The following is a 25455-nucleotide window of genomic DNA, read 5'->3' on the forward strand; positions in this document are numbered from 1 at the left end:
TATGGCTTTGCCTTGGTTCATTTTCATTACAGTGGCGTTGGTGTTACTTCTTGCTGACATTTATAAACGGAATGGTCTGAAAGCGCTTAGTTATTCTCGTTATTTTTCAAGTAAGACTGCTTATGAAGGAGAACGTATTGAGATGATCGAGGAGATCATTAATGCGAAGCTTCTTCCTTTGCCGTGGCTCCGATTGGAGTCTAGTATTGCGAGAGGTCTGGAATTTGGAAGTCAGGATAATCTTGGGATTAGTACAGGTGAAATCTCTCAGAATCATATTAGTTTATTCTATTTAAAATCTTATCGTCATATTAAACGACGGCATCAAGTGACATGTGAGCGCCGTGGTTTATATCGTTTGGAATCCGTGACTATGACAACGGGAGATCCATTTGGTTTGACTCGAAAAAACAAAACATATCCACTCGAGTTAGAGTTGTTGATCTATCCCGTTCTGCTGAATCTAGACGAGCTTCCATTGCCCATTCATAGCTGGCTGGGTGAGCTTCCTGTGAAAAGATGGATCGTTGAAGACCCTTTTCTGACTGCTGGCATTCGTGAATATAGCTCAGGAGATTCTATGGGATTGGTAAACTGGAAGGCTACAGCACGTACTGGTGTTATGCAGGTTCATAAAAAAGATTACACGGCTGATTCCCGGCTCGTCATCTGTCTGAATATAGAGGACAGTGATTCCATGTGGAGAACGGTGACTGATGTGGAACGAATCGAGCAAGGAATAAGATATGCAGCGACTATAGCTGAATACGCAATGCAGCATGGAATTGAGACCGGATTAATCTGTAATGGCAGATTGGACGATGCTGGCGAAAGAGATCCAATTGAAGCAGAGCCGATGGCTCAGCTCGAAGATATGTTAGAGCTCCTGGCAAGGCTGAAGCTGGATAGAACACTTCCTATGAGTCGACTATTGGAATTGCAGGTTGAGAGTGGAATTAGTGACACAGATTTTCTAATCATAAGCTGCCATAGGGGAGCAGAATTGCAAAAGGCGACGGATCTCCTAATGCAGCAAGGCAATGGTGTGGAATGGCTGGATATTCCGGAACAAGGGAGAGAGAGCGCATGAAGCTTACGTTGTCTGGCTATGTAAGGGAAACAGTGAAACTCTGGTTGTGGTCTATTATTGAATTGTTGCTATTTCTACCGGTTTGGGTTCTATTTCAGATATATTTGTTGCCCCAACAAGATGAACAAATATGGTTGATTGCGCTGCCTATACTAGCTTTAGCAGGCATTCTTTTGCGCAATTTTTGCAATGTAAGATGGAAGCAATTACTTGCCGCCTTAATCCTCGGGGCATTATTAGGTGTGGCTTCAGGGAGTTTATCCATCGAAAGCCTTCCCTTAGGTGTGGCTGGAATTATATGTACATTCTTAGGGATGACGGTAGACTCTAGAAATAATAGATTCAGAATGTTTTGGATAGGTATAATAATCTATTTTGTGGCAACTATAGCGTTTCATAGAGTTCCTGAATTGGAGCCAAGTGTGCCGTTATTGACCTGGTGTGGCAGTCTGTATTTAATACTGACTTTACTTATTTCTAATAGCAGCTATATACGATACAGCGCACTTACTGAAGAGAATGAAACGCTGCCCAAAGGGATACAACGGAATAATCGTATATATGTCATTGTGATTGGAGTTATTGCAGCTGTACTAGCGGCAGGTGTCGGTAAAGCTATAGGATCATTGGTATGGAGACTCTTACGCTCATTTTTCAATTTTATTAATCAGTTATTTTCTGGCACAAAAGAACCAGAGCCTCCGCCAGCAGAATTGCCGCCAGCAACTCCGATGTTACCACCTGTTGGCGAGCAAAAGCGTGGCTGGCTAGCTATTATACTAGAATACGGGTTTTATATTTTGGCGGCGGTATTATTGGGGTTTGCAGCCTATTATGCACTTCGCTGGTTGTACAGAAATGCTGGAGAAAAGTGGCGGAAAGTCATAGATGCATTGTTATCGATGTTACGTAGGGAACATACCCCTAAGAATAATACAGCATATCTTGACGAGGAGAAAAGCGTCTTTACTTGGGAACAAACCGTTCGAGGGTTAAAGGATTTCTGGAGCTCTCGTCTTCCTTCAAAACATCGTAAGGATCGCTGGGATCAGATGAATGGCGAGCAGGAACGTGTCCGTTGGCTTTATCGGCGGTGGCTTAATATAAAGCGCGATAACGGTTATGAAATGAAAAGTTATCTTACGCCGCAGGAAACAAAAAGGGATGTTTTGCTATGGGGAGATCGTAGCAAGCATAAACGTAAGGGTGATGATGATTCTTTAGCAGCAGATCAATTGATTGAAATATATGAAAAAGTTAGATACGGAGAAGATGAGCCTGCCGCTTCTGATATTGCAGCTTTGAAAAATCAACTGAAATTATAGAATCATTTTCAGAATATATGCAAATTGGAACAAATAGGTTACAAAAGACCTGTAAGAGTTACAACATGGATACAATTGGATCTGTGCTAACCACTATAATAATTCTAGTAAAATACTCGTGGAGGGAAGTCAATGAGAAAGCATAGCAGTACATATGTTGTTTTACTCTTAAGCACCTTTGTCATAAGCCAGTTGACAGGGCATACCGCTTCGGCTGCTGCAGTTAGTTCTGTTCAGCCAAAATTGGCGGTAGCTGCTGCAACTGTAACAGCTCCTAGTAATCTGGGTTCCGTTTCTTTAGGAGCTAATATCAAAGCTACACTGGAAGATGTGAATATTTGGTCACAGCCTGGAGGCAATATTTTAACTTATACAATTAACTATTCGAATGGCAGCAACAAAAGTGCTAGCCTACTGTATTATTTTTCGAGAGTTATGACCTCTGGCGGCTCTGTTATTCCAGGGAATCCACTAAGTGCGGACGCTACTAAGAAAAAAGTGGGTTCTAACGAAAGCTTGCGCGTTACATATTATGTTAATGTTGGCCAGGTAAATTCGTTAAAAGGTATCAAGATTCCAATGTACGTTTGGGATTCCAAAACCAAGGGGTATCTCAAGCAAGTAGGAACTTTTAATATACCCGCCAACTATTCGCCAACCGCTGTAAACGGAAAAAATGTAAGCACTACAATGAATGACATTCCGGTTATTGCTAAAAGTGAATCCTTGGAGCTCTACAAATACAGCGGAAAGGTTTATGCCAAGGTGGGCATAAGCTTGACCAATAAAGGCAGCAAAGTATTAAGTGATCCTGGTTACGCAGCATATTTGGTCTCGGCAGGGGGAAGCTCGTATGAATTAGCCCTTGACCGTTCTCAGCTTAGTTATAAAATTCAGCCCCAAGAGAAAAAAACCATTTATTATCTTACAGAAATTCCTTCGTATATGAAGACGGAGAATATGAAACTGCAATTCACCCAAAAGGATGAGGCGCTGAAGCTGGAGATTGCCAAATCCTCGTACAAGCTGCCTGCGGCTACTACACCAAATCTGGTAGTTGGCAAAGGTGTAATCAAGAAAATTACCATCAATAACAATACGGTTGAAACCCAATTAAATAACGCAACCGTATACGCAGAGAACAATAAGGGATTCTGGACTTTTCAGCTGCGAGTGAAGAATACAGGAAAGACAGCCGTTACGTTACCTTCTTATGAGCTTGCTGTCAAATCCTCAACGGGGACAACCTTTCCGATCAATTCTAAGGGCTTGAGCGGATTAACCATAAAACCGCTGGAGGAAAAAATCATCCCGCTTACCGCACAGGTACCCCTTGAGGTAGAACAGAATTCACTGCAATTGCAGATGATTGAGGCTGTTTCTGCTCCAGATAATAGTGAAACGGGAACTACTGGAGAAGGTGTAGCAACTGGAAGCACTGGTGGAACCAATGTCGCTACGAGCAACACAGCTAAACTAACGGTTCCGGTTGCTTACTTTACGATCTCCTATACCTTGCGTCCTGAGATACAGAAAGGTATGGAATATAGAGCAACAAATGAATATGGGACGTTTACTTATAGTTTAGTTTCCTTGCAGCGCTTTCCATGGAAAGACGATGATATCGTTGTTGCCAGATTAAATATTACGAATACCCAATCGGTTGCCTTGTCTCTGCCGGAATTAAAGGGAGCTGTTCAGGTAGACAATGAGGACATGTCATCTTCAACGGAATTGTTTATGGATAAGGAAACTTCAACGATTGGGCCCGGAAAAAACGCTGAAATCTATGTGTTTGCCAAAATTCCTTATACACAAGAGTTCGATAAATTAAAATTAAATCTTTATTCTATGGTAAAAGAAGAGAAAAGCTCGTTCCTGTCAGTTACTACGAACAGCATGATGAACGCTGTAGCCTCTATTGAAACTGGAGGAAGTTATGTTATCTCTGGTAAAGGCAAAAACGCAAAAGTGCAAGAGAACAAAACCATTATTTATGAAGGACTTAACTCCAATCTCGTATACACAGAGCTGCTTCTGAGCAGTGAAGAGAAAAGACAAAGCAAAATGGCTCGCCTCCAAGCTTATTACAAAACGGGAGATGGTCAGCTATTCGAAGCTACAGCCAATCAGCCGGATACGTCTGCTACTCCAGGCGGTAAGCAATTAATCACCTTTTGGGCTAAGGTTCCCAAGGCTGTTAATGCTTCTGATGTAAGCCTGTTCCTTGGGCCAGGGATTACTGGGAATAAGCTGACGGAACCCGGTCAGGAATCCACTGGATTTATTAATATGGCTTCACTGTCATTAAATCCGGTCATCACACCACCAGAGAAGAACTTGACGAAGGTGGCTATTTATCCGTATACCATGTCCGTTCTAAGTTCGGAAGGGCGCTCACTACAAGGCAGTGACTCTATAAATATAGTTATGAATTACAATCTTCTTCGTGACAGCAGCTATGATATGGGAACCTTCACGCATAAGCTGGTCCTCAAAATGACGGATCCATATGGTCTATCTCAGGAACGAAGCTTGAACATTGGCACCGATATTCTTGAAGGGACCAACAACTCGTATACAGCAAGCTTTAGCAATAATATGTATAAGAATTTGTCAGGAGGAACCTACCGGATCACGCTGTACGATGAATTCCAAGGTGAACGGATCGAGCTGGCTAGTCAAGCTTATAACATCAAGATTGATAGAGCAGTTGTAACTGAGAAATAGCATTTCATATCTATTATTGTACGAAGAGGAGCAGCTCCAATGTTGCGAGTGGAAAATGTAACGCATTCTTATAAAAACGGTAATGAAACTACAGCAGTGCTTCATCAAATTGACTTTTCTGTGAAAGAGGGGGAGATGGTAGCACTGCTGGGGAGCTCGGGTTCCGGTAAGTCAACGATGCTCAATCTGATGGCAGGACTAATGAAACCTACGGAAGGCCATATTTATATTGCCGATCAAGATATCGTGAAGATGAGTGAGAATAAGCTATCGGAATTTCGTAGAAAAAATATCGGGTTTATCTTTCAAGCTTATGAGCTGATTACTAGCATGACAGTCCGTGAAAATGTAGAGCTGCCGCTGGTTTTTCAATCCGTTGCACCCTCTATACGTAAACAAAAAGCTTTAGAATTGTTGGAAGGAGTCGGCATTCCTGATAAAGCCGACTTGTTCCCTTCCCAGCTGTCTGGCGGACAGCAGCAGCGTGTTAGTATTGCACGCTCCTTGATTACGGAACCATCTGTTATCTTTGCAGATGAACCAACCGGAAACCTAGATTCGAAGACAGAAGAAGAAATTATCAATATCCTGCTTAACCTGAACAAGAAGATGAAGACCACCTTCATAGTTGTAACTCACGAGCTAAAAGTCGCGGAGCAAATGCAGCGGATATTCACGCTTCGGGACGGATATATGATTACTGAAAACCAAACTTCTTCGAATACTGAACTCGAAGGGGGTATACTCATTGAGGATTAGTGATATTTCCCGCTTGGCTTGGGAACAGGTCAAACGGCGGAAAGTTGTCACAGGTCTTTGTATGGCTGGCATATCCATTGGATGTGCTGCAATCATAGTTGCATTAAGTATAGGAGACTCCGCACAGAGCTACACGGAGCGGGAAATCAACCGCAATTTCAAAATGGATGAAATTACGGTGTCTCCCAACGGAGGTATACCCTCCCAAGGAGGAGGCAGCGGTGGCAGCGGATCGTCTGCGGCCAATGAAAAGCTTGATCCCGGCAGGCTGACAGCACAAAAGCTGGAGATTATTAAAGGCTTGCGGCATGTAACTGCAGCAGCTCCCTTTCAAGAGCTAGGGTACATACAGATGTTGACTATCGATAATAAAATAACAGATGTACAGCTTATTGGAACGGATCTACGCTTGTTAACGAAATATGATAAGAAATTCAAACAAGGCGGAGCTTCTGATTTGGTAGGAATGGCTGTACTGAACTATGGTGCAACCGTTGGACTGATTGATAACGAAACTCGGCAGCGTCTTTTTGAACAACTGAGTACAGATCCATATAACAATAAGTTGATGGAACAGTACAACAGCTTAAGCATGCTTCCAACAGATATGTACAAGCAACAGGTTCAATTACAGTCTTTTGATCCCGCCTCTCAAACCGGAGGGATGTTAGTTAGCTCACCGATTCAAGTGGTGGGAATCCTCGACAACCCGAGTGGAACGAACGAGGATATGGCTATGTACGACAAGAAGATCTATGTGTCACTAGAGACTGGCGAGCGGCTTGTAGAACAAATGAAGCTATCGAGTGGAACCGCTGGGCAAAAGGGTGTCTATAACTCAGCGATTGTAAAGGTAGACAGCACTGAGAATATCGTGGAACTAGAGAAGCTTATTCAGAAACTTACCTTAACAACAAGCACAAATTTGTATCAAAAAGAGGCACTCGCTGATACCTTCAGCATGGTCAAGAAAGCAGCTCTCGGTATAGGTGTATTTATTCTGATTATTGCTTCGATCTCCATTATCGTTGCGATGACTATGTCCACTCATCAACGACGACGGCAGATCGGTATTATGAAAGTGTTAGGCGCCAATATGGGCCAGATCCGCAATATGTTCATTACAGAAGCGGCATTGCTCGGGATGTTGGGCGGATTGCTCGGCATAGCCTTTTCATACTTGATTGTATTAGGAATTAATAAGCTCATCGGTAACTCTTCAGGAATGGGTGGAGGCGAGCCTTTGGTGATTTATATTCCTCTGATGACTCTTCCGGTTGGGATCGCATTTGCGGTAATGACAGGGGTATTATCGGGTATTTATCCGGCGATCAGTGCATCCAGAACGAATGCACTCACGGCGATTAAACGGGATTAGCTATTTTTAAGTTGAAAGGAAGCCAAAGTGATGAAGAGGAGAATCAAGTGGATTGTATTGGTACTGATTATAATTGCAGCAGGTTATTTTCTATATAGTAAGATGTATAAGCCTGAAGCGCAGTTAGAGCCTGTTGAACCCCCACAAGCCATAACTTTTGAGGTCACACAGGAGACCATTACCAATTCCATACAGGTTAAAGGTAATTCTAATTATGAGAAAGAAACGCTTGTTTATGCTCCATATGCTTCAAAGGTGACAAAGTGGAAGGTTGAGAACGGTGGACAGGTCAAAAAAGGTGATTTACTGTTTACTCTCGATCAGGAAGCCTTGAAGAATGAGATTGCTACACAAGAGGCGACCATCCGTAAAGCAAAGCTGGAAGCAGAGCTGAATGCATTTGTGAGCCAGCAAGACGAGGAGAATGCAGCCCTTGGTGCGACTGAAGCAGAACGCATTAAAGCACTCACAGCCCAAGAAGCAACACGGCTAGGGGACGAGCTTAATCAGGTCAATGCCGAAATACAAGCACGCGAATTAACAGAGAAAAAAGCCAAACTCAAAACAGCACTTTATTATGCTCCGGCAACCGGCATTTTCTTATTTGACAGTGCAAGCGAAATTCCGCAAACAGTGACAGATAATCAATATATCGGAAAAATAGTAGATATGAACAAGCTAGAATTCATTGCTCTTGTAGGTGAACAAGACGTCTTCCGTATAAAGACAGGTATGAAGGTTGACGTAAAAATGACAGCTATAAAAGATTTGAAGTTATCTGGAGAAGTTACGAAGGTGGCGAAATTTGCAAAGACAGCTTCAGGTCAGAATGCTACTGCCAGTTCGGTTCCTCAATTCGAAGTGGTTATCACGCTGCAGCCTGACGAGCATTTGATCGGTGGCTTAAGCTTAAACGGAGAAATTGAAACAGTTCGCAAAGAAAATGCCACCGTTGTATCCAGCATAGCTGTAATGCATGAAGGAGACCTCTCCTACGTTATGCTGGATAAAGGGGACGGGCAATATGAACGAAAAGACATCGAAGTGGGTCTGGAAACTACGGACAAAACAGAGGTTCTCTCTGGGTTGAAGGTTGGAGATGTTGTTGTTCTTCAGTAACAATGACTAACGCTTAGATTTACTTCTCAATCGTTTGACGCCAAACGTTAATATCTTTATTAAGATCGGTAAGATCAGGAACCGGGATTTGCTCATCGGAAAGGTTATATTTGGCTTTTAAGGCTAAGATCCGATAGACGCTTTCATCAATCCGTGTTTCTTGAATCTTACCGTTTTTTACGTTTTGCAGGAGGGAGTCCATGACCCGTTTTTCATTATCATAGCCGTGAGCGACAAGGAGAATATCACTACCTGCATTCACAGTATCTACTGCTGCTGTAGTCAGATCGTAGTTCTTCATAATGGCTCCCATGGTTAGATCGTCTGTAATTACGATTCCTTGGTAGCCCATTTCATCTCGAAGCTGTTCACCAATAATGGTACGCGATAAGGATGCGGGTTTGTCTGGATCTAATTTTGGAAACAAAATATGAGCGACCATTACGGCGTCCGTCCCCTCTTTAATGGCTGCTTGGAAGGGGAGCCATTCTAAGTCGGCTAGCTGACCGGCTGTTTTGTTCACAATCGGCAGATCCAGATGGGAGTCGACAGAAGTATCTCCGTGTCCTGGGAAATGCTTGACAACAGGAACGACGCCTTCGCTCTCAATTCCCTTCATTTCGGCAATCCCTAGTTGAATGACTTGGCCAGCAGCATTGCCGAACGACCGGTCTCCGATGACTGGATTGTCTGGATTGCTATTGATATCGAGAACGGGAGCAAAGTTCATATTAAATCCGGCTGAACGTACTTCTCTTGCGAGCAGCTTTCCCATTTTCTCGGCAGCAGCAGCGTCATTACTTGCACCCACTGTTCCGTTAGAAGGGAATGTAGCATATTCTTTAGGCATCCGGCTGACTTTTCCACCCTCCTGATCAACACTCATGAATAGTGGGGCAGGGTTACCAGTGTTACTCTTTTTCATAGAATTGATAAGACTGATCATCCCTTTCAGGCTTTTAATATTGTCCTTATAGAGGATGATTCCACCTATTTTGTCTTCGGTAATCATCTTTTTAGCTTGCTCATCAAGGACAGTTCCATCAATTCCAACTAGGAGCATTTGTCCGATTTTTTCTTCCAAAGTCATCTCAGCAACCTGAAGAGCAATTGGATCGCTGACTGCTGAGGGGGTGGGAGCCAAGCTGGTGGTTGGTGCAGGTGTGGATTGGGAGGTCGGTGAATCGGTAGCTTCGGACTGTGAATTACTGCTGCTATTAGAACAGCCAGCAATGAGGAACAGTGACACCATAGCTGCAATAATGAAGAGTGTACCGGAAATCTTAGGCTTTAGGCTGTGACGGGTGAATCTAATCATCTGAATAGTCGTCCTTTCGTTAGCTAAATTAGATATTGGGAGAGGAATCCTTGCTGACTTAGAAGCACGGTGATAAGATAAACTTAAATATTTACATATTAAATTTGAATAATGAGGTGACGGTCCAATGAAAGATGGATTAGTACAAGCACTTAATGAACAGATGAATTTCGAGTTTTATTCCGCTCATGTTTATCTAGCGATGGCTGCTTATTGTTCCGGCGAAAGTCTGGATGGATTTGCAAACTTTTTTCTAATTCAAGCCGAAGAAGAACGGTTCCATGCCATGAAGATTTATAAATTCCTTAACGACCGGGATAACCGTGCTACGCTAGAAGCACTGCCAGAGCCGAAGAACGAATATAACTCGATGTTAGATGCTTTTGAACATGCCTTCGCGCATGAACAGCAGAACACTAAACGATTCTATCATTTGGCTGACCTTGCTCTGGATGAGCGTGAACATGCGACGATTTATTTCTTGAAATGGTTTATAGACGAGCAAGTAGAAGAAGAAGCACTTTTTAGCAACATCATCAGTAAACTGAAACGAATTGAAAAAGATAGCAACGCCTTCTACATGCTGGATGCCGAGTTTGCTGCACGTACTTTTACAGCTCCGGCTGAATAAGTTATTGAAGCCTAAAAGCCTGAGAAATCAGGCTTTTTTATTTTATAGATGTAGGAAGTTTAATCGCGAGCAGCTTATTATCCGTCCGAATCATCAGCATCCCTCCAGTTTTAAGGGAAGGGGCAAAGTTACGAGAGCCTGTGTTCACAGTGAAAATAGGCTTTAGAGTTAACATGTCATAAGCGTGAAATAGGCCATCAGATTGTCCACTATAAACCACGTTTCCGAACAGATCCGTCTGTACCACTGGATTCTCTCCAATATTGAGGTCGACAAGCTGGCCGGTTCCTAGCTTAAGTGCGGATAAAGTACCTTTATCTTGATTTTGAAATAACATTCTTTGTTGATAAACTTGGTTCAATGGAGAGTCTTTTTCTTTAACCATCGAGGTCCAGGTTTGCACCGGTTTACCCTCTGCAGAATAATTCCAGAAATCATATTTCACAAACTTACTGCCCTGAAAGATATAAAAGTCCTTTCCATCCAAAAACGCGTTTCCATTCATCCCATTATAACTGTACACACCATCTTTATTCTCGGTATCTGTCCATTTATATAAACGTTCTCCTTTTAATTCACCTGTCTTTATGTTGAACACGGATACTTTGACTTTTCGATTTACCGGGTCATCATCCATCATAAATGTATTCGTGATAGAGTAGAGGAGCCCATCCTTCACTGCTAACGGCATCCACTGCCGGGTCTGGTCCCATAGTTTTTTTCCTGTCAGACTGTCATAAGCGGCGAGTCCAGCAGTTGTTAAGGCCCCTTGAGACAGATAGCTGCGAATAACGACCCCATCTGATTCCATGACCTCTGATAAGCCTGTAAAGTTATTGCTTTTCTCTACAGCCTTCCATTTGATCTTTCCGGTTACGGCGTCAACTGCTGCTAATTGTTCCTCTTGAGTAACATAAATAGTAGATCCTAAACGCTGTATATTTGTAGCTTTGGGGAGTGTTATGGAAGCCGACCATGCTTTTTTACCTGCCTCATTAACGGCATATAGGGAGCCGCTTTGGGTTAGACCGTAGATAAATCCATTGCTGTACGTGAATAGCGGCGCTAATCCACTTCCGAACTCCCATATTTTTTTGCCTGTTGCCGCATTCATTGCGGTTAATTTTTCATTGCGCTGCAACGCAAAGATCTTCCCGTTTTCCGCGAGTGCTGTAATGTCCTGTCCGGTGATTCTGTCTTTTTTTAAAATGGCGAGTTGTGCTGACCAAACAGGTTTTAGGATCGGGGCTGTGACTTCACTGTAATAAGTGTTACTTAGGCTTACAATTGCTTTTTCTGCAGAAATGACTGACATTGATCCACTGTTTGTTATTGGAATTAAAATACTCCCTATAGCTAAACATGTAACAATTTTCTTCGGCAAAGACTGAATCATCACTCCACGCTCCTTTGAATTAGTCATTACTATAATTAGACAATAAAAATAGCAAAAAGTTACTATTCCAGAAGAATGGAAGCAAAGTTGAACGGGGGCAAACTATGTTGCGTCCTGCAAAACAGTTACGACCTTGCAACTCTATTTGACAGAGGGAACTATTGCGCCCCGTAGCAACACTGTTTCTCTAGACCCACCCGATTCTCAAAGTGTAGTATAGAACAATACTATTCTTTGGGGGTTCTTTTTTTGGAAACTTATAACGACATTAAACAAGGCGAAAAAGGAGCTTGGCTAAGCATCGTTGCTTATATCTTTTTATCAGCTATTAAGCTGTTCATAGGTACGGTCTCAGGATCTCAAGCGTTGCTTGCAGATGGATTGAATAACAGTACAGATATTATTGCTTCTATCGCGGTACTAATTGGCCTGAAGATTTCCAGAAGACCGCCGGATTCGAACCACAGCTACGGGCATTTTAGAGCGGAGACCGTGGCTTCATTAATTGCTTCATTCATTATGATTGCGGTAGGGCTTCAAGTTTTGTACCAAGCTGTGAACAAATTTATTCAACCAGCACTGGAAAGTCCTGATCTCATAGCGGCGTGGACGGCAGTGGGCTGTGCTGTAGTTATGATGGCTGTCTATATGTATAATATTAGGCTGGCCCGTGCCATTAACAGTAACGCAATGCGGGCAGTAGCACTGGATAATCGATCAGATGCTATAGTTAGCGTGGGCGCTTTTATCGGAATTGTGGCTTCCTCCTTGGGCGTTCCTTGGCTTGACCCGCTTACAGCCATCATTGTCGGACTAATCATCTGTAAGACGGCATGGGATATCTTTAGCAAAGCTACGCATGATCTGACGGACGGATTTGATGCGGAAGAGCTTGAACATATGAAAGAAACTGTGGCAGAAATTGATGGTGTACAATCCATAAAAGATATCAAAGCCCGTATCCATGGGAATAACGTATTAGTAGACACAACTGTGCTAGTGGATTCTCAGCTAAGTGTAGTGCAGAGTCATGATATTACGGAAGAAATTGAAGAACAGTTAAAAGACCGGCACCAAGTTTCCAATGTACTTGTACATATCGAACCCGTGATGAAGTAGATATTTATCAGTAGGTGCCATATGTACAGCTAATGGTTGAATATAAGCACCTGTGATGTTGTTAATAGTTCTTTTGTGGAGAAAGGTGGAAAATAAAATTAAAATGTAATTTTCAAGAAACGGAATGGTGATTTCATGATCGCTTGGAAAGATTCATATGATATCGGTGTAGAAAAAATTGACTGCCAGCACAGACAGTTGTTAGCGAAATTGAACGAATTCTTTGAAGCATGCAGTAATCAGCAAGGGAAAGAAAAGATTGAGGAAACACTGAAATTCTTAAAAGAATACACGATTGAACATTTCAGTAATGAAGAGCAGTTGATGGAGGAGATCAACTTCCCTGAACTAGCTGAACATCGTCAGAAGCATGCTGATTTCGTGAAGGCAGTTCTCGAATTGGAAGAAACGGTCAAAACAAAGGGAGTATCCGTACTCTCAACCATCAAGCTTAATCGAACGTTAACAGACTGGCTGATAAATCACATCAATAAATGCGATAAGCTGATTGGTCAATGTATGGCCACACGTGATAAAGCGATATAAGATAAACCTCCAAAGAAGATGCCGATGGGCATTTTCTTTTTTTAGTTCCGATGTTTTCCGAACACCGCATTGCAGTTTATACTGGGTTAACGGTTTGTGTTATGATTTGAGATAAGAAGTAGAGAAGTAGTTAGGTAAAGGGGAGAGAAACGATGAAAACATTACGAATGTTAGCTTCAGGATTTGCTATGCTGCTCATTCTGGGTCTTGTTAATTTCTACATTGGCTATCACGGCTGGTTACTTATTCATGAATGGTTTTCAGGTGTTTCGTCAGCAGTATTCTGGACATTATTTATGCTGATCGCTTTTGCGTATGTCATTGGAATGATCCCATGGCCAAAATCGGTTAAACCGATCGCCAGATTCTTTAAAGTGATTGGATCGTATTATTTAGCGTGTATGGAATTTGCAATCATTATGTTACCTTTGGCAGACCTATTATATGTGATACTGGGATGGTCAGGAATCAATCGTACCTATTACATTGCAGAAGCGGGCGGGACAATTCTGATATTACTGGCAGTCTTTCTGGTCTGGGGTTCAATCAACGCCTGGAGTACCGTGATCCGCACACATTCCATACCTATTGATAAATCTATTGGCACCAGCACGCCATTAACGATCGCGGTTGCTTCAGACCTGCACTTAGGGAATATCGTGGGCAATCGTCATCTCAAAAAAATGGTGGCACAAATGAACGCGATGCAACCCGATGTGATTTTGCTGGCTGGAGATGTCTTGGATGACAGCATTGAACCTTTTATCCGCAATAGTATGAGTGAACAGATTAAACAGTTAAAAGCTCGTTATGGTGTCTACGCAGTACTGGGCAATCACGAATATTATGGTGGATCAATTAAGGAATATACCGATTTGATGAGTAGTATTGGGATCAAGGTCCTGCAAGATGAGGTTGAAGAAGTCGCAGGAACGTATATTGTAGGCCGAAAAGACAAGACAGCCGAGACGATGGAAGCTGGTGGCAGACAAAGTGTAAGCACCTTGCTCGAAGGACTTGATCTTACACGTCCTGTGATTATGATGGATCATCAGCCTACAGGCTTCGACGTAGCCGCTCAAGCTGGGGTAGACGTTCTACTCTCGGGTCATACACACCGAGGACAGATTGCTCCTAATCACTGGATCACTAAACGTTTGTTCGAGCTGGACTGGGGATATCTTCGTAAGGAGAATTTGCATGTAGTCGTGTCGTCAGGTTATGGAACATGGGGCCCCCCAATTCGTTTAGCAAGCCGGTCGGAGATCATTAAGCTGGAGGTTATGCTGGAGGGTTCTAAAAAATACAGTGAAGAGCCTGTTTCCACAAAAACGGTGTTAATCTAAAGTGAGTTTATATAGAGGCTGTTTCATCAGCAGATTTATCTGCTAGGTGAGGCAGCTTCTTTTTTTTGACAACTCATGAGGAGTGTAGTATGTTTAAAATTAGTTAAGGACTTAACTATATTGGAGCTGAATTATAGAATATGGATCATTTACAACAGTTTGTGCTGAATCAGCCATTGCATACCAAAGCATTTTTTACATTAGTTGAAGCTACTGCAAATTTAGTTTCTGTTTCTGAGAAATATTGGCAGTCGAAAGGATTGAACGGAGCAAGAATTCGTATCTTGGTGGAGATCTCTAAACAGGGAGGTGCGATTCTGCCTTCTACATTGGCTCACATTATTGGAGTTACCAAAGCTAATATAAGCATGCTGTTAACACCATTGGAGCGAGATGGATTAATAACCCGTTCGAATGATACCAAGGATGGCAGAAAAAGCGTCATTTCGATTACGACTGAAGGCCAGCAATTACTTCTGGAGCATCTTCCAGAGAATCGTCAGGCTGTCGCAGAGAGAATGAAGAATCTGAATGATCAGGAGCTTCATCAACTTATCTTTTTATTACAAAAACTGAGTACATTCGAATAACAGAAAGGGTGTTATGTATGTCGATTATGGTTACAGGAGCCACAGGTCAATTAGGCAGCTTAATTATGGAGAAGCTTGAGAAGTACGTTCCGGCTAGTCAAGTTATTGCTTGTGTTCGTCAGCCAGATAAAGCTGTTAATTTTTTAGAAAAAGGGTTCGAAGTCCGTTTTGGCGATTATGACCAGTTAGATACGCTGATTGAAGCTTTTACTGGGGTCACAACGTTACTTTTAATCTCCAGCTCTCATACCGATGATAAGATCAGATTACATCAGCATGCTCAGGTCATTCATGCAGCAAAAAAGGCCAATGTGAAGCATCTGCTTTATACTGGATTTGCCTTTCCACCCAAAGGTCCGATTCCTTCTTATCATGTCCATTTACTTACTGAGCAGATGATTCTTGAATCAGGGATAGATTATACGTTTCTACGTAACGCTTTGTACATAGATTTTGTGGGTGTGCTTGGGTTGAAGGAAGCGATGGAAAGCGGCGAGCTACCCACTTATCCAGGGAACTGGCAGTTTAATTCAGTCACTCGTGAGGACCTCGCTTTAGCTACGGCAAAGGTTCTTACAACGAATGGACATATGAACCAAGTCTACGAACTAGCTGCACCCAACGTTTGGGACTTCAACGAATTAGTTGATGTATTATCAGAGTTATCAGGGAAAAAAATTACGTTTCGCCAGGATTCAAGTATTCAGCATTGGATTTATTCGTTTTTAGCGAAGATAGATACTGCTTCTACATCAAAAGATCTGGAGAGACTGATGGAGCGGCCGGTTACCACACTTAGAGAGAGTATCAAGCCTTTTGTTTGATCTGACTTTAGTTGTTCTATCGTTATAAAGTTGTTACTATGAGTTCATCCATTATTCAGGGAGTGTAAATGATGAAGAAGATTTTAGTAGCAGATGACGATGTGAATATTCGAACATTATTAAAACATGTACTAACAAGGGAAGGATATCAGGTGATGGAGGCCAGTGATGGCCGAGATGCGATACATAAATTGCAGGACAGTATTGCGGATTTAGCGGTCGTAGATGTAATGATGCCACATGTAGATGGGTTAGAGCTATGTCAGCATATTAGAGAAACGTATGATATTCCGATTATTTTATTGACAGCACGTCAGCAGCTGAGTGATAAAGAGCAAGGTTATTTGCGGGGGACGGATGATTATCTAACGAAACCTTTTGAGCCTGAAGAGTTGCTATTTCGGATCAAAGCGTTATTTCGCCGCTATTCCATTGCTTCAGATGATCGGATTCGATTAAATTCTCTAGTTATTGACCGCAAAAATTATGAAATAACCGATGGTGATGAGGTTCTGCTGCTACCGGTAAAAGAGTTTGAGCTTCTGGCTCAATTGGCACAATATCCAGGCAGGTTATATACACGTAGTGAGTTAATTGAACTGGTATGGGGCATGGATTATGAAGGGGATGAGCGAACAGTCGATGTACATATCAAACGATTGCGTCAGCGCTTCGTAGATTATCAGGAAGATTTTGTGATCCGAACCGTTCGAGGCATTGGCTATAAATTGGAGATGGTTAACGTATGAGATCCTTGTATGTCCGGATGTGTATTGTCTTCTGTTCAGTAATTGTGGTGAGTAGCCTTCTTGGATTTTTGGTGTCTAATATTTATTATCAAGCCCAGATTAAATCTCAGAACGATGCCAAACTTACCGGAATGGCTATCGAGGTTCAACAATTCGCAGAATCACATCCGGAGACAATGGAGGATTATTTGCGGAGTATAGCCAAGCTGGGTTATAAAATCTATTTAACAGATGCTGAAGGGGAATCAAGATTCTACGGTAAGCCCTTTAGAAAAGAAGATTTGGATGAGCAGCAACTAGAGAAGGTTCTGAATGGGCAAATTTATCATGGGGTTGCGGATTTCCCGGACAGTGCATTTATTACCGGATTTTTTGATAATCAACTGCGTAATTCAATTGGTGTTCCTGTAAAAGTAAACAATGAGACGTATGCTTTGTTTATGCGTCCGGATGCTGAAGTACAATTCGGTGAGCTGCGCGTCTTTTTTGCTGTGATCATTGGGTTCACCGTGTTGTTTAGCTTAGGCTTTGTAATGATTAGCGTACTGCATGTAGTTAGACCTATTACACGTTTGACGACGGCCACTAAACGGATCTCAAAAGGCAGATACGATATCAAATTGAATACGTGGCGGCGTGATGAGATTGGTCAGTTAGCTTCCCATTTTATGATTATGAGCCGGGAGCTGGAACGAACAAATCGGGCACGTCAGGAATTTGTCGCTAATGTATCACATGAAATTGAGTCGCCATTAACATCTATTCAGGGATTTGCCCAAGCGTTACAAGATTCAACCTTACCTGAGGATGAACGGTTACAGTATCTCAATATCATTGACCAAGAAAGCCATCGTCTTTCATTGCTAAGCAAACAGCTGCTTACCTTGTCTTCGCTTGATTATGATCCTAATTCCATACAGAAAAAGTCGACAGACTTACGTGCACAACTAAGACAGGTCGTACAAATCATGGAATGGAGATTAACAGAGAAACAACTGGCCGTGCGTTTGAATCTTGCAGACATCAGCGTTCTAGGTGATCCAAATCTATTGTTCCAGGTATGGATGAACCTGCTCTCCAACGCCATAAAATACACACCTGCTGAAGGTTCCATTATGATTTCCGCGAAGCTTGTGGAACAGAACTGTATTGTTTCTGTGTCTGATACGGGTGAAGGCATTTCAGCTGAGGAGTTGCCGTTAATCTTTGATCGTTTCTATAAAGTAGATCGAGCACGTACGCATGAAACACATAGCAGCGGACTTGGACTTGCGATTTCTCAAAAAATCGTAGAAGCGCATAACGGAACCATTGAAGTAACCAGTACTTTGGGTGAAGGGACTACCTTTACAGTTACACTTCCGCTTTTGTAATTCATTATTCATACTCCGTTCATTTTCATCTTCTAAACTGTGACTATACAGATTAGAAGGAGTGGTAATATGTTTTTAGCCTTAAGGGAAATGCGACATTCTAAAGCCAGATACCTATTAATTATGGTTATCATGTTATTGGTTTCCTTTCTTGTACTTTTCGTCACGGGACTAGCCAGAGGATTAGCTTATGCAAATATCTCTGCAGTAGAGAACATGCCGGCGAATTATTTTGTAGTGCAAGGTGATGCGGATCAGACCTTTAGACGTTCTCAGTTAACAGATACGGAGCTCCAGAATGTACGTGCAGTAGTTGGAGACAATAATGCATCTTCACTTGCAATGCAGATGAGCACTGTCACTGCTAACGAGGCAGACGTAAAAGCAGATATTACTTTTTTTGCAGTAGATATGAATGGGTTATTAGCTCCTAAAGTAGTTGAAGGTGACAAGATTACAAATGAGACAAACGGTAAAGTCCTTGTTGATCGTGACCTGGAACAGTCAGGAATTAAACTTGGCAGTATCATTCGTGATCAGGCAACCGGGATGGAATTTACTGTCGCAGGTTTTGTTGAGGATAGCTCTTACAGCCATACCCCAGTAGTTTATATCAACAATCAGGATTGGCAAGCTATGAAGCAGGGGGTTAACCAAGGAGAAGAAACCTCTTCGTCGGTACCGTTTAATGTGATTGCCCTTAATGCGAATGCTGATCAAGTAAATAAGATTTCAACGAATGTAAAAGATGTAGAGGTCATTACTCAAAAAGTAGCTATATCCAATGTTCCGGGCTACTCGGCAGAGCAGGGTTCACTGCTAATGATGATTGTTTTCCTGTTTGTGATCGCAGCGTTTGTTCTGGCGGTATTCTTCTATGTCATTACGATTCAGAAAACAAGTCAGTTTGGTATTCTGAAGGCGATGGGTACTAAAATGTCTTACTTGGCTTGGAGCGTGGTAGGGCAGGTCATGATTTTAGCTATATCAAGTCTTTGCATTAGCTTACTGCTTACCTTTGGGATGAATAAGGTCCTGCCTGATTCGATGCCATTCCAACTGGAGCCTTCCACCATTCTTTTAACCAGCTGTTTATTCGTTGGGATGTCTCTTTTAGGATCACTAATTTCTGTCGCTAAAGTGGCAAAAGTAGATGCATTAGAAGCTATTGGGAGGGCTGGAGCATGAGTGCAAAACTAATCATGAAGCAAGTAACCAAAAACTACGGTGATGGCGATACAACGGTGTCTGTGCTGAACAATTTGAATCTGATCGTTAATGAAGGGGAATTCGTTGCTGTCCTTGGACCTTCGGGAACAGGGAAAAGTACATTCCTTTCAGCGGCTGGTGCACTTCTAACACCTACTAGTGGTGAAATTTTTATAGATGGGGAATCACTTACAGATAAAAGTAAAAGTGAGCTGACGGAGCTCCGTTTAGAGAAGATAGGTTTTATGTTCCAAAGCGCTCAGTTGTTGCCTTATTTGAAGGTGGAGGAGCAACTCCTTTTTGTAGCCAAGCAGGCGAAAATGAGTGCTAAGGAAGCGAAGGAACGGGCTGCTGATTTGATGAAGCGGCTGGATATCTGGAAACGGCGTAATCATTATCCGGAACAGCTCTCCGGTGGGGAGAAGCAGCGTGTAGCTATCGCTAGAGCATGGATGAATAAACCAGCGATTCTTTTTGCAGATGAACCGACAGCCAGTCTGGACTTCAAACGCGGAAGAGAAGTTGTACGCATGATCGCTGATGAGGTGAAGAGTGAAGGTAAAGCAGCGGTAATGGTCACTCATGATGAACGGATGCTCGAATGGTGTGACCGCGTTCTGCATCTGGAAGACGGGCATTTGGTTGAACATCAAGTATAATTTCATAGTGTGGAAGAAAAAAAGCTACTTGTCTTTTCTAAAGACAAGTAGCTTTTTTATAAAGACATCGGTAGCTAAGGAAGAAGAACATTCTTGATGTCGGATGATTGAGAATTGCCTTTCCAGATGATGTTGTCTGATTGGCAGCTCTTGATCTCACCGCTTTCTAGTTCCTTCCGTACAATCCATCTGGAGAGCATGGCGATTCCGAGGCCAGAGGCTACAGCTTCTTTAACACCTTGAGAGCTGTTGAAGACATAGGATCTTTTAACAGATATATCTTCCTCCTGTAGGAAATGATCACTGAAAGCTCGTGTACCCGAGCCGTGTTCGCGAAGCACCCAAACCTGATCCTGCAACATACTCTGCTCCACAGAAATCGCTTTTGACAGAGGGTGGGTAGCAGGAGCGACCATAATCATCTCGTCTTTCATATAAGGAGTGACATTCAGATCATTCTCATGGACCTCACCTTCAATAAACCCTATGTCCAGTTCGTTGGATTTAACGCCTCCAATAATCTCCTCAGTATTGCCTATCGTCACTTGCAGCTTGACCTGCGGATATTGATTGGCAAAATCAGCAAGTCTTGCCGGCAAAATATATTCACCTATAGTAAAACTAGCGCCGATATGTATACTCCCAGTGACTTCGTCCTGAAGCATATGGATTTCCTGACTTGCTTCATCGAAATGAGCCAATATTTGTTTGGCGTGTTTATAAAGAATACTGCCGGCTTCTGTTAATCTAACCTGTTTAGAAGAACGATGCAGGAGTTTAGCACCGAGCTCATTCTCAAGATTCCGGATATGCAGACTGACACCGGGTTGAGATAAATTCAGCGCTTCTCCTGCTTTGGAAAAATGACTCAGTTCAGCTACAGTAACGAATACGCGTAATGGATCTACAATCATTGTAATCCCTCATTAGATTAGTCTATACTCCCGAATAAGCCAAGAATCCACCGTCAACGGGGACGGTAACTCCGGTCACAAAGCTTGACATTGCTTCATCTGCTAACCAGAGTAGTGTGCCAAGCAGATCCTCCGGCTGTCCAAAGCGGCGCATTGGAGTATGAGAGATGATTTTTTGGGAACGGTCTGTAAGCTCGCCATCTTCACGAACCAACAGCTTCTCATTTTGTTTAGTAAGGAAAAAGCCAGGGGCAATGGCATTCACACGTATACCAGACTCAGCGAAATGAACGGAGAGCCACTGGGTGAGATTATTAATTCCTGCTTTGGCAGCGCTGTAGGCAGGTACTTTGGTCATTGGAGAAGGTGCACTCATGGATGAAATATTAATAACAGATGTGCCCGTTCTGCCGAGCATCTGCTTGGCAAAAACTTGGGTTGGGATCAATGTTCCAATCAGATTAAGGTCCATCACATTGCGAAATCCATCTACACTAAGGTCAAAAAAAGTAAATATGTCCGGGTTCTCCAGGTCATCATTTTTGAAAATCTCTTGGGTCGTATTTGCTGAGGAATCATTTCCGCCAGCTCCGTTAATTAATAGATCGCAAGGCCCCCAGTGATTCTTAACGGCTTCTGCGGCTCTCATAACACTCTGTTGATCTGTAACATCACAGGAGAGTGAAATCGCTTGACCGCCTGCGGCTGTAATTTCAGCGGCAACCAAATCTCCCTTAGCTGCGGTGCGATTTAGAATCGCGACTTTAGCTCCTTGCCGACCTAACTCTAGCGCCATAACCCGGCATAATACACCGGCTCCTCCGGTAATCACAGCGATTTTTCCTTCTAATGCTGGATGCAAAGTTAATTCTAGCATAACCATTGAACCTCCCTAAAAGTCCTGAGTGTGATTAAAGTTCCTTATCAAGTACATGCTGTGATTTTTTTTGCGAAAATCCTATATGAATATAGAACTGTACAGCATCTTCTCTGGTTTGATTGGTACGTACTCTAATTTTGCTAAACCCTGTTTGGATTGCTCATCGTTCACAGGTTTCTACAAGCTGTCTGCCAATTCCTTCTCCGCGGCAAGTCTGATCAACAACAAGACCTCCGATTTCAACAAATGAAGGAGATTCAAGTAAGATTCGAACGGTCGCATGTATCCATCCTACCAATTGGTGATCTGATTCAGTTACATATACAGTATGATCTTTGTGTGTTCCGATTTCTTGTAGTCTTTCTCCTAATTGTTCGATATTCAAAGGATATCCAAGCTGGCTTGAGAGTCTTGCTATCTCTTGAATGTCGCTTATAGATGCTGTTCTGATAAGAATATCGTTCACCACCTCAAAATTGTAGGTTAGAGCCTTTTTATTATAGTTCATCACATAGATTAAGACATTCCCTAATAAATTTACTTAGTGCTGTTACGATAGGCAGAAGGGGAGATTCCTATTGTCTTTTTGAAATATTTAGAGAAATGGGCTAATTCCATACTGACTTGCTCCGCGATATCTGAAATGCTGAAATTGCTATAAGAAAGCTGTCTTTTAGCATGCTCCATTCTTTTCAATTGTACATAATGCATGGGGGGAACCCCTATAAATTTCTTGAAGTAGGGGATGAAATAGTTCGGATGTAAGTGGACAATTTCTGCTAACTCTTCTATTTCTATGGGTTTATCCAGCCGCTCATCAATATATTGAAGAACATAGGCGAGCTTTCCTTGATCCCCCGTATGTATAAATTCTTGCATAAAGTCTGTTTTGATATTATCGTTCGATTCAAGACAAGTAGCAATTAGATTGAGGACGTTTGCCTGAGTACGCAGAATGGACAATACATCATCTTTTTGAAACTGTTCGATCATTTCTGTGAAAATAACCCGTACAGAATCTGGGTTGGGCGCATCACAGATAAACAGTTTGTTTGCCGAATGGAATAAGGGCCACTCCCCAATATCAGCATCAAAATGGCAGAAATAGCGTGTATAGGGATCATTCGTTGACGTTTCTGTAGTTTGAGTGCTTCCTGCGGGCATGATCATTAGCTGACCTGCTCTCGGATAATAAGTAACACCGTTAATGATAACTTTTCCCTCACCGCGGTCAATAAAATACAGCCGATTAAAGGTTGGAGTTTCTAGCGTACGATTCCACCCGCTATAGCCGCTTCTAAGTTGGGCATGGGTCACTTTTACGGTAAGATTCTGGAGGAATCTGCCGGTAAGGTTACCTGGATTATTCATCATCTAGCTCCTCTATGACTTGATTATCCTTATTATAACGAATTTATTTAACTAAATCATCTTATTATTATGCAAATAATGCTTAGTTTCGCTCATGTTCATGTCTATTAATTAAGTATATTCTCATAACATAACCTCAAATAGGGAAGTGATCTGATTGAATAAAGTACGGTATGGCATTATTGGAATTGGGAATATGGGGAGTGCACATGCACAAAGTCTGTTGAATCATATTAAAGATGCTGAGCTTACAGCTGTATGTGATGTAAGGGAAGAACGTTTGAAATGGGCAGAAGAGCATTTACCGGAAAGTGTACAGAAATTTGCAACACCCCAAGAGTTATATGAGTCTCATCTCATAGATGCAGTATTAATCTGTACTCCACATTATGATCATCCAACTTTAGCTATCGAGGCTTTTCAATATGGCTATCATGTATTGGTTGAGAAACCGGCTGGGGTCTATACCAAAGCTGTTAAGCAGATGAACGAAGCTGCAGCAAAGTCTGATCGCAAATTCGGAATCATGTATAACCAGCGGACGAATCCTTTGTATCAAAAGCTTAGAGATCTCATACAGTCTGGTGAACTAGGCGAAATCCGCCGCACAAATTGGATTATCACCAACTGGTACAGATCACAAAGTTACTATAACTCCGGTGGTTGGCGGGCTACATGGGCAGGCGAAGGTGGTGGGGTGCTGCTGAATCAAGATCCTCATCAACTAGATTTATGGCAGTGGACGACAGGTATGATGCCTAAGCGGATCAGAGCATTTTGTCATTTTGGTAAATACCGCAATATTGAGGTTGAAGACGATGTAACCGCTTATGTGGAATATGAAAATGGTGCGACAGGGCTTTTTATCACCACAACAGGTGAAGCACCGGGAACTAACCGTTTCGAAATTACTGGTGATCATGGAAAAATCGTAGTGGAAGACGGGAAGCTGACCTTTTGGCGTCTACGCACGCCGGAGCCGCAATTCAATGCAGAGTTTACGGGAGGATTCGGCAGCCCAGAGTGTTGGAGATGTGAGATTCCTGTAGAAGAGGGTGGCGGGGAACAGCATAAAGGAATTTTGCGGAACTTTACGAATGCCATTCTACACGATGAGAAATTGTTAGCTCCGGGTGAGGAAGGCATTCACGGTCTAACGTTATCTAATGGAATGTATTTATCGGCTTGGACCGACGATTGGGTGGAGTTACCGATTGATGAAGATTTATTTTATGAGAAGCTCATGGAAAAGGTGGAGAATTCTAACTTCAACAAAGAAACCACAGCCGTCCAAACCTTTGATGTTAAGGGAACTCATTAAATTCTAATCAGAGAGGAAAGATCCTATGAATCGTTCAACCATTGCTGCTCAAATGTACACATTACGTGATTTTACTAAAACTGCGGAGGATTTAAGATCCACTTTTCAAAAGGTCTCTGCTATGGGTTATGAAGCTATTCAGATTTCAGGCATCGGGTCAATCGATTCGAAGCTCGTAAAAGAGTATGCAGATGAAGCAGGACTGGCAATATGTGCAACCCATGTGTCTTGGGATCGGCTAGTGAACGATTTAGATGCTTTAGCCGCTGAACATAAGCTGTGGAACTGCAAAAATATTGGACTAGGAAGTTTACCGGAAAAATTCCGTACGGGGCAAGAAGGTTACCGTGAATTCGCCAAGCTGATGTCGGGCATTGCAGTTACACTAAAAGAACAACATGATCTGCAATTTGTTTATCATAATCACGATTTTGAATTTGAACGGTTTGATGGATTGACTGGCATGGAAATTCTGCTCACTGAGTCTGATCCTGCCGTTGGTTTTGAGCTGGATTTATATTGGGTTCAAGCGGGCGGAGGGAGTCCAGCCGAATGGATACGCAAAGTTGCAGGTCGAATGCAGGTAGTGCATTTAAAAGATATGGCGATTGTTAATAGAAAACAGATCTTTGCTGAAATCGGTGAAGGGAATATGAACTATAAAGAAATTATCAATGTCTGTCGCGAAACGGGTGTTGAATGGTTCGTAGTGGAGCAGGATGTTTGCCGCCGTGATCCTTTTGAAAGCTTGGAGATCAGTCTGCGGTATCTTCTTAATACCTTATAGAATGGAGTAATACTAATAGGA

23 protein-coding genes and 1 pseudogene are annotated in these 25455 nt (G+C 42.4%); 18 read left to right on the forward strand and 6 right to left on the reverse strand.

The features are described 5' to 3' along the window. The first annotated feature begins 1 nt into the window (after nt 1). From NSQ91_RS14970 to NSQ91_RS14995, 6 genes are all read left to right on the forward strand, one after another. Nucleotides 2-1090, forward strand: a complete 1089-nt coding sequence (locus tag NSQ91_RS14970; RefSeq protein WP_076129323.1) for a DUF58 domain-containing protein — start codon at nt 2-4, stop codon at nt 1088-1090. Further along, entirely contained in the window at nt 1087-2415 is a 1329-nt protein-coding gene (locus NSQ91_RS14975; protein ID WP_076194294.1) for a hypothetical protein, read from the forward strand. Before NSQ91_RS14970 ends, NSQ91_RS14975 begins: the two co-directional genes overlap by 4 nt. A gap of 132 nt (nt 2416-2547) precedes the next feature. Further along, entirely contained in the window at nt 2548-5145 is a 2598-nt protein-coding gene (locus NSQ91_RS14980) for a hypothetical protein (RefSeq protein ID WP_081391929.1), read from the forward strand. Between the two features lie 39 nt (nt 5146-5184). Continuing rightward, on the forward strand, nt 5185-5904 hold the full coding sequence (locus tag NSQ91_RS14985) for an ABC transporter ATP-binding protein (RefSeq protein WP_076129325.1): 720 nt from the start codon (nt 5185-5187) through the stop codon (nt 5902-5904). Then, entirely contained in the window at nt 5894-7282 is a 1389-nt protein-coding gene (locus tag NSQ91_RS14990) for an ABC transporter permease (protein ID WP_179086823.1), read from the forward strand. The genes NSQ91_RS14985 and NSQ91_RS14990 overlap by 11 nt, the downstream gene beginning before the upstream one ends. Before the next feature lie 30 nt (nt 7283-7312). Then, nucleotides 7313-8401: an efflux RND transporter periplasmic adaptor subunit gene (locus NSQ91_RS14995; RefSeq protein ID WP_076129326.1), complete on the forward strand. Its 1089-nt coding sequence runs from the start codon at nt 7313-7315 to the stop codon at nt 8399-8401. A gap of 19 nt (nt 8402-8420) precedes the next feature. Here the strand turns inward: NSQ91_RS14995 and nagZ are convergent, their stop codons facing one another. Further along, on the reverse strand, nt 8421-9719 hold the full coding sequence (gene nagZ, locus NSQ91_RS15000) for a beta-N-acetylhexosaminidase (protein ID WP_076305059.1): 1299 nt from the start codon (nt 9717-9719) through the stop codon (nt 8421-8423). Nucleotides 9720-9846: 127 nt separating this feature from the next. On the opposite strand from nagZ, the gene NSQ91_RS15005 reads away from it, so the two are divergent. Then, nucleotides 9847-10350, forward strand: coding sequence for a ferritin (locus NSQ91_RS15005; RefSeq protein ID WP_076129328.1), 504 nt, complete (start codon nt 9847-9849; stop codon nt 10348-10350). A 37-nt stretch (nt 10351-10387) separates the two neighbouring features. On the opposite strand, the gene NSQ91_RS15010 is transcribed toward NSQ91_RS15005, so the two are convergent. After that, the gene (locus NSQ91_RS15010) at nt 10388-11746 is read right to left on the reverse strand and encodes a PQQ-binding-like beta-propeller repeat protein (RefSeq protein ID WP_076305060.1); all 1359 of its coding nucleotides are present in this window, start codon (nt 11744-11746) and stop codon (nt 10388-10390) included. A 249-nt stretch (nt 11747-11995) separates the two neighbouring features. Here NSQ91_RS15010 and NSQ91_RS15015 point away from each other — a divergent pair, with 249 nt between their 5' ends. The 9 genes from NSQ91_RS15015 to NSQ91_RS15055 all read left to right on the forward strand — a co-directional run bounded on the left by NSQ91_RS15015 (nt 11996) and on the right by NSQ91_RS15055 (nt 20161). Further along, nucleotides 11996-12865 (forward strand): cation diffusion facilitator family transporter, encoded by an 870-nt coding sequence (locus NSQ91_RS15015; protein WP_076129330.1) that lies wholly within the window; start codon nt 11996-11998, stop codon nt 12863-12865. A 135-nt stretch (nt 12866-13000) separates the two neighbouring features. Further along, complete coding sequence (locus tag NSQ91_RS15020) at nt 13001-13411, forward strand: bacteriohemerythrin (protein WP_081391930.1); 411 nt, start codon at nt 13001-13003, stop codon at nt 13409-13411. Between the two features lie 152 nt (nt 13412-13563). Beyond that, entirely contained in the window at nt 13564-14757 is a 1194-nt protein-coding gene (locus NSQ91_RS15025; protein WP_076305061.1) for a metallophosphoesterase, read from the forward strand. A 140-nt stretch (nt 14758-14897) separates the two neighbouring features. Beyond that, nucleotides 14898-15347, forward strand: a complete 450-nt coding sequence (locus NSQ91_RS15030) for a MarR family winged helix-turn-helix transcriptional regulator (protein WP_076129332.1) — start codon at nt 14898-14900, stop codon at nt 15345-15347. A gap of 17 nt (nt 15348-15364) precedes the next feature. Continuing rightward, complete coding sequence (locus NSQ91_RS15035) at nt 15365-16171, forward strand: NmrA family NAD(P)-binding protein (protein ID WP_076305062.1); 807 nt, start codon at nt 15365-15367, stop codon at nt 16169-16171. A gap of 71 nt (nt 16172-16242) precedes the next feature. Beyond that, complete coding sequence (locus NSQ91_RS15040) at nt 16243-16920, forward strand: response regulator transcription factor (RefSeq protein ID WP_076129334.1); 678 nt, start codon at nt 16243-16245, stop codon at nt 16918-16920. Further along, the gene (locus tag NSQ91_RS15045; protein WP_076194281.1) at nt 16917-18293 is read left to right on the forward strand and encodes a sensor histidine kinase; all 1377 of its coding nucleotides are present in this window, start codon (nt 16917-16919) and stop codon (nt 18291-18293) included. The genes NSQ91_RS15040 and NSQ91_RS15045 overlap by 4 nt, the downstream gene beginning before the upstream one ends. A gap of 69 nt (nt 18294-18362) precedes the next feature. Beyond that, nucleotides 18363-19481: an ABC transporter permease gene (locus tag NSQ91_RS15050; protein ID WP_076275698.1), complete on the forward strand. Its 1119-nt coding sequence runs from the start codon at nt 18363-18365 to the stop codon at nt 19479-19481. Beyond that, a complete protein-coding gene (locus NSQ91_RS15055) occupies nt 19478-20161 on the forward strand; it encodes an ABC transporter ATP-binding protein (RefSeq protein WP_076129337.1) in 684 nt (227 codons plus the stop codon). Before NSQ91_RS15050 ends, NSQ91_RS15055 begins: the two co-directional genes overlap by 4 nt. Nucleotides 20162-20185: 24 nt before the next feature. Here the strand turns inward: NSQ91_RS15055 and NSQ91_RS15060 are convergent. The 4 genes and pseudogenes from NSQ91_RS15060 to NSQ91_RS15075 all read right to left on the reverse strand — a co-directional run bounded on the left by NSQ91_RS15060 (nt 20186) and on the right by NSQ91_RS15075 (nt 23329). Further along, a pseudogene (locus NSQ91_RS15060) lies at nt 20186-21075 on the reverse strand (LysR family transcriptional regulator). A gap of 22 nt (nt 21076-21097) precedes the next feature. Further along, nucleotides 21098-21952, reverse strand: coding sequence for an SDR family oxidoreductase (locus NSQ91_RS15065; RefSeq protein WP_076305063.1), 855 nt, complete (start codon nt 21950-21952; stop codon nt 21098-21100). A gap of 163 nt (nt 21953-22115) precedes the next feature. Next, nucleotides 22116-22463 carry a GNAT family N-acetyltransferase gene (locus tag NSQ91_RS15070; protein ID WP_081391931.1) on the reverse strand — a complete coding sequence of 116 codons (348 nt, stop codon included), beginning with the start codon at nt 22461-22463 and terminating at the stop codon, nt 22116-22118. A gap of 29 nt (nt 22464-22492) precedes the next feature. Further along, entirely contained in the window at nt 22493-23329 is an 837-nt protein-coding gene (locus NSQ91_RS15075) for an AraC family transcriptional regulator (RefSeq protein WP_305953708.1), read from the reverse strand. A 154-nt stretch (nt 23330-23483) separates the two neighbouring features. On the opposite strand from NSQ91_RS15075, the gene NSQ91_RS15080 reads away from it, so the two are divergent. Further along, on the forward strand, nt 23484-24647 hold the full coding sequence (locus NSQ91_RS15080; protein WP_076305065.1) for a Gfo/Idh/MocA family protein: 1164 nt from the start codon (nt 23484-23486) through the stop codon (nt 24645-24647). Between the two features lie 25 nt (nt 24648-24672). Then, nucleotides 24673-25434: a sugar phosphate isomerase/epimerase family protein gene (locus NSQ91_RS15085; protein WP_076305066.1), complete on the forward strand. Its 762-nt coding sequence runs from the start codon at nt 24673-24675 to the stop codon at nt 25432-25434. The last annotated feature ends 21 nt before the right edge of the window (nt 25435-25455 follow it).

It is taken from the genome of Paenibacillus sp. FSL R7-0048, assembly GCF_038004505.1.
Lineage (GTDB): Bacteria > Bacillota > Bacilli > Paenibacillales > Paenibacillaceae > Paenibacillus_AQ > Paenibacillus_AQ odorifer.

Bases quoted from the DNA above. Each gene is read 5' to 3' on its own strand.
- NSQ91_RS15035 (WP_076305062.1), top strand. From the start codon at position 15,365: ATGTCGATTATGGTTACAGGAGCCACAGGTCAATTAGGCAGCTTAATT.
- NSQ91_RS15050 (WP_076275698.1), top strand. From the start codon at position 18,363: ATGTTTTTAGCCTTAAGGGAAATGCGACATTCTAAAGCCAGATACCTA.
- NSQ91_RS15070 (WP_081391931.1), bottom strand. From the start codon at position 22,463: ATGAACTATAATAAAAAGGCTCTAACCTACAATTTTGAGGTGGTGAAC.
- NSQ91_RS15005 (WP_076129328.1), top strand. From the start codon at position 9,847: ATGAAAGATGGATTAGTACAAGCACTTAATGAACAGATGAATTTCGAG.
- NSQ91_RS14970 (WP_076129323.1), top strand. From the start codon at position 2: ATGGCTTTGCCTTGGTTCATTTTCATTACAGTGGCGTTGGTGTTACTT.
- NSQ91_RS14985 (WP_076129325.1), top strand. From the start codon at position 5,185: ATGTTGCGAGTGGAAAATGTAACGCATTCTTATAAAAACGGTAATGAA.
- NSQ91_RS15025 (WP_076305061.1), top strand. From the start codon at position 13,564: ATGAAAACATTACGAATGTTAGCTTCAGGATTTGCTATGCTGCTCATT.
- NSQ91_RS14995 (WP_076129326.1), top strand. From the start codon at position 7,313: ATGAAGAGGAGAATCAAGTGGATTGTATTGGTACTGATTATAATTGCA.
- NSQ91_RS14980 (WP_081391929.1), top strand. From the start codon at position 2,548: ATGAGAAAGCATAGCAGTACATATGTTGTTTTACTCTTAAGCACCTTT.
- nagZ (WP_076305059.1), bottom strand. From the start codon at position 9,719: ATGATTAGATTCACCCGTCACAGCCTAAAGCCTAAGATTTCCGGTACA.
- NSQ91_RS15040 (WP_076129334.1), top strand. From the start codon at position 16,243: ATGAAGAAGATTTTAGTAGCAGATGACGATGTGAATATTCGAACATTA.
- NSQ91_RS15030 (WP_076129332.1), top strand. From the start codon at position 14,898: ATGGATCATTTACAACAGTTTGTGCTGAATCAGCCATTGCATACCAAA.
- NSQ91_RS15055 (WP_076129337.1), top strand. From the start codon at position 19,478: ATGAGTGCAAAACTAATCATGAAGCAAGTAACCAAAAACTACGGTGAT.
- NSQ91_RS15075 (WP_305953708.1), bottom strand. From the start codon at position 23,329: ATGATGAATAATCCAGGTAACCTTACCGGCAGATTCCTCCAGAATCTT.
- NSQ91_RS15085 (WP_076305066.1), top strand. From the start codon at position 24,673: ATGAATCGTTCAACCATTGCTGCTCAAATGTACACATTACGTGATTTT.
- NSQ91_RS15020 (WP_081391930.1), top strand. From the start codon at position 13,001: ATGATCGCTTGGAAAGATTCATATGATATCGGTGTAGAAAAAATTGAC.
- NSQ91_RS15065 (WP_076305063.1), bottom strand. From the start codon at position 21,952: ATGCTAGAATTAACTTTGCATCCAGCATTAGAAGGAAAAATCGCTGTG.
- NSQ91_RS15045 (WP_076194281.1), top strand. From the start codon at position 16,917: ATGAGATCCTTGTATGTCCGGATGTGTATTGTCTTCTGTTCAGTAATT.
- NSQ91_RS14975 (WP_076194294.1), top strand. From the start codon at position 1,087: ATGAAGCTTACGTTGTCTGGCTATGTAAGGGAAACAGTGAAACTCTGG.
- NSQ91_RS15010 (WP_076305060.1), bottom strand. From the start codon at position 11,746: ATGATTCAGTCTTTGCCGAAGAAAATTGTTACATGTTTAGCTATAGGG.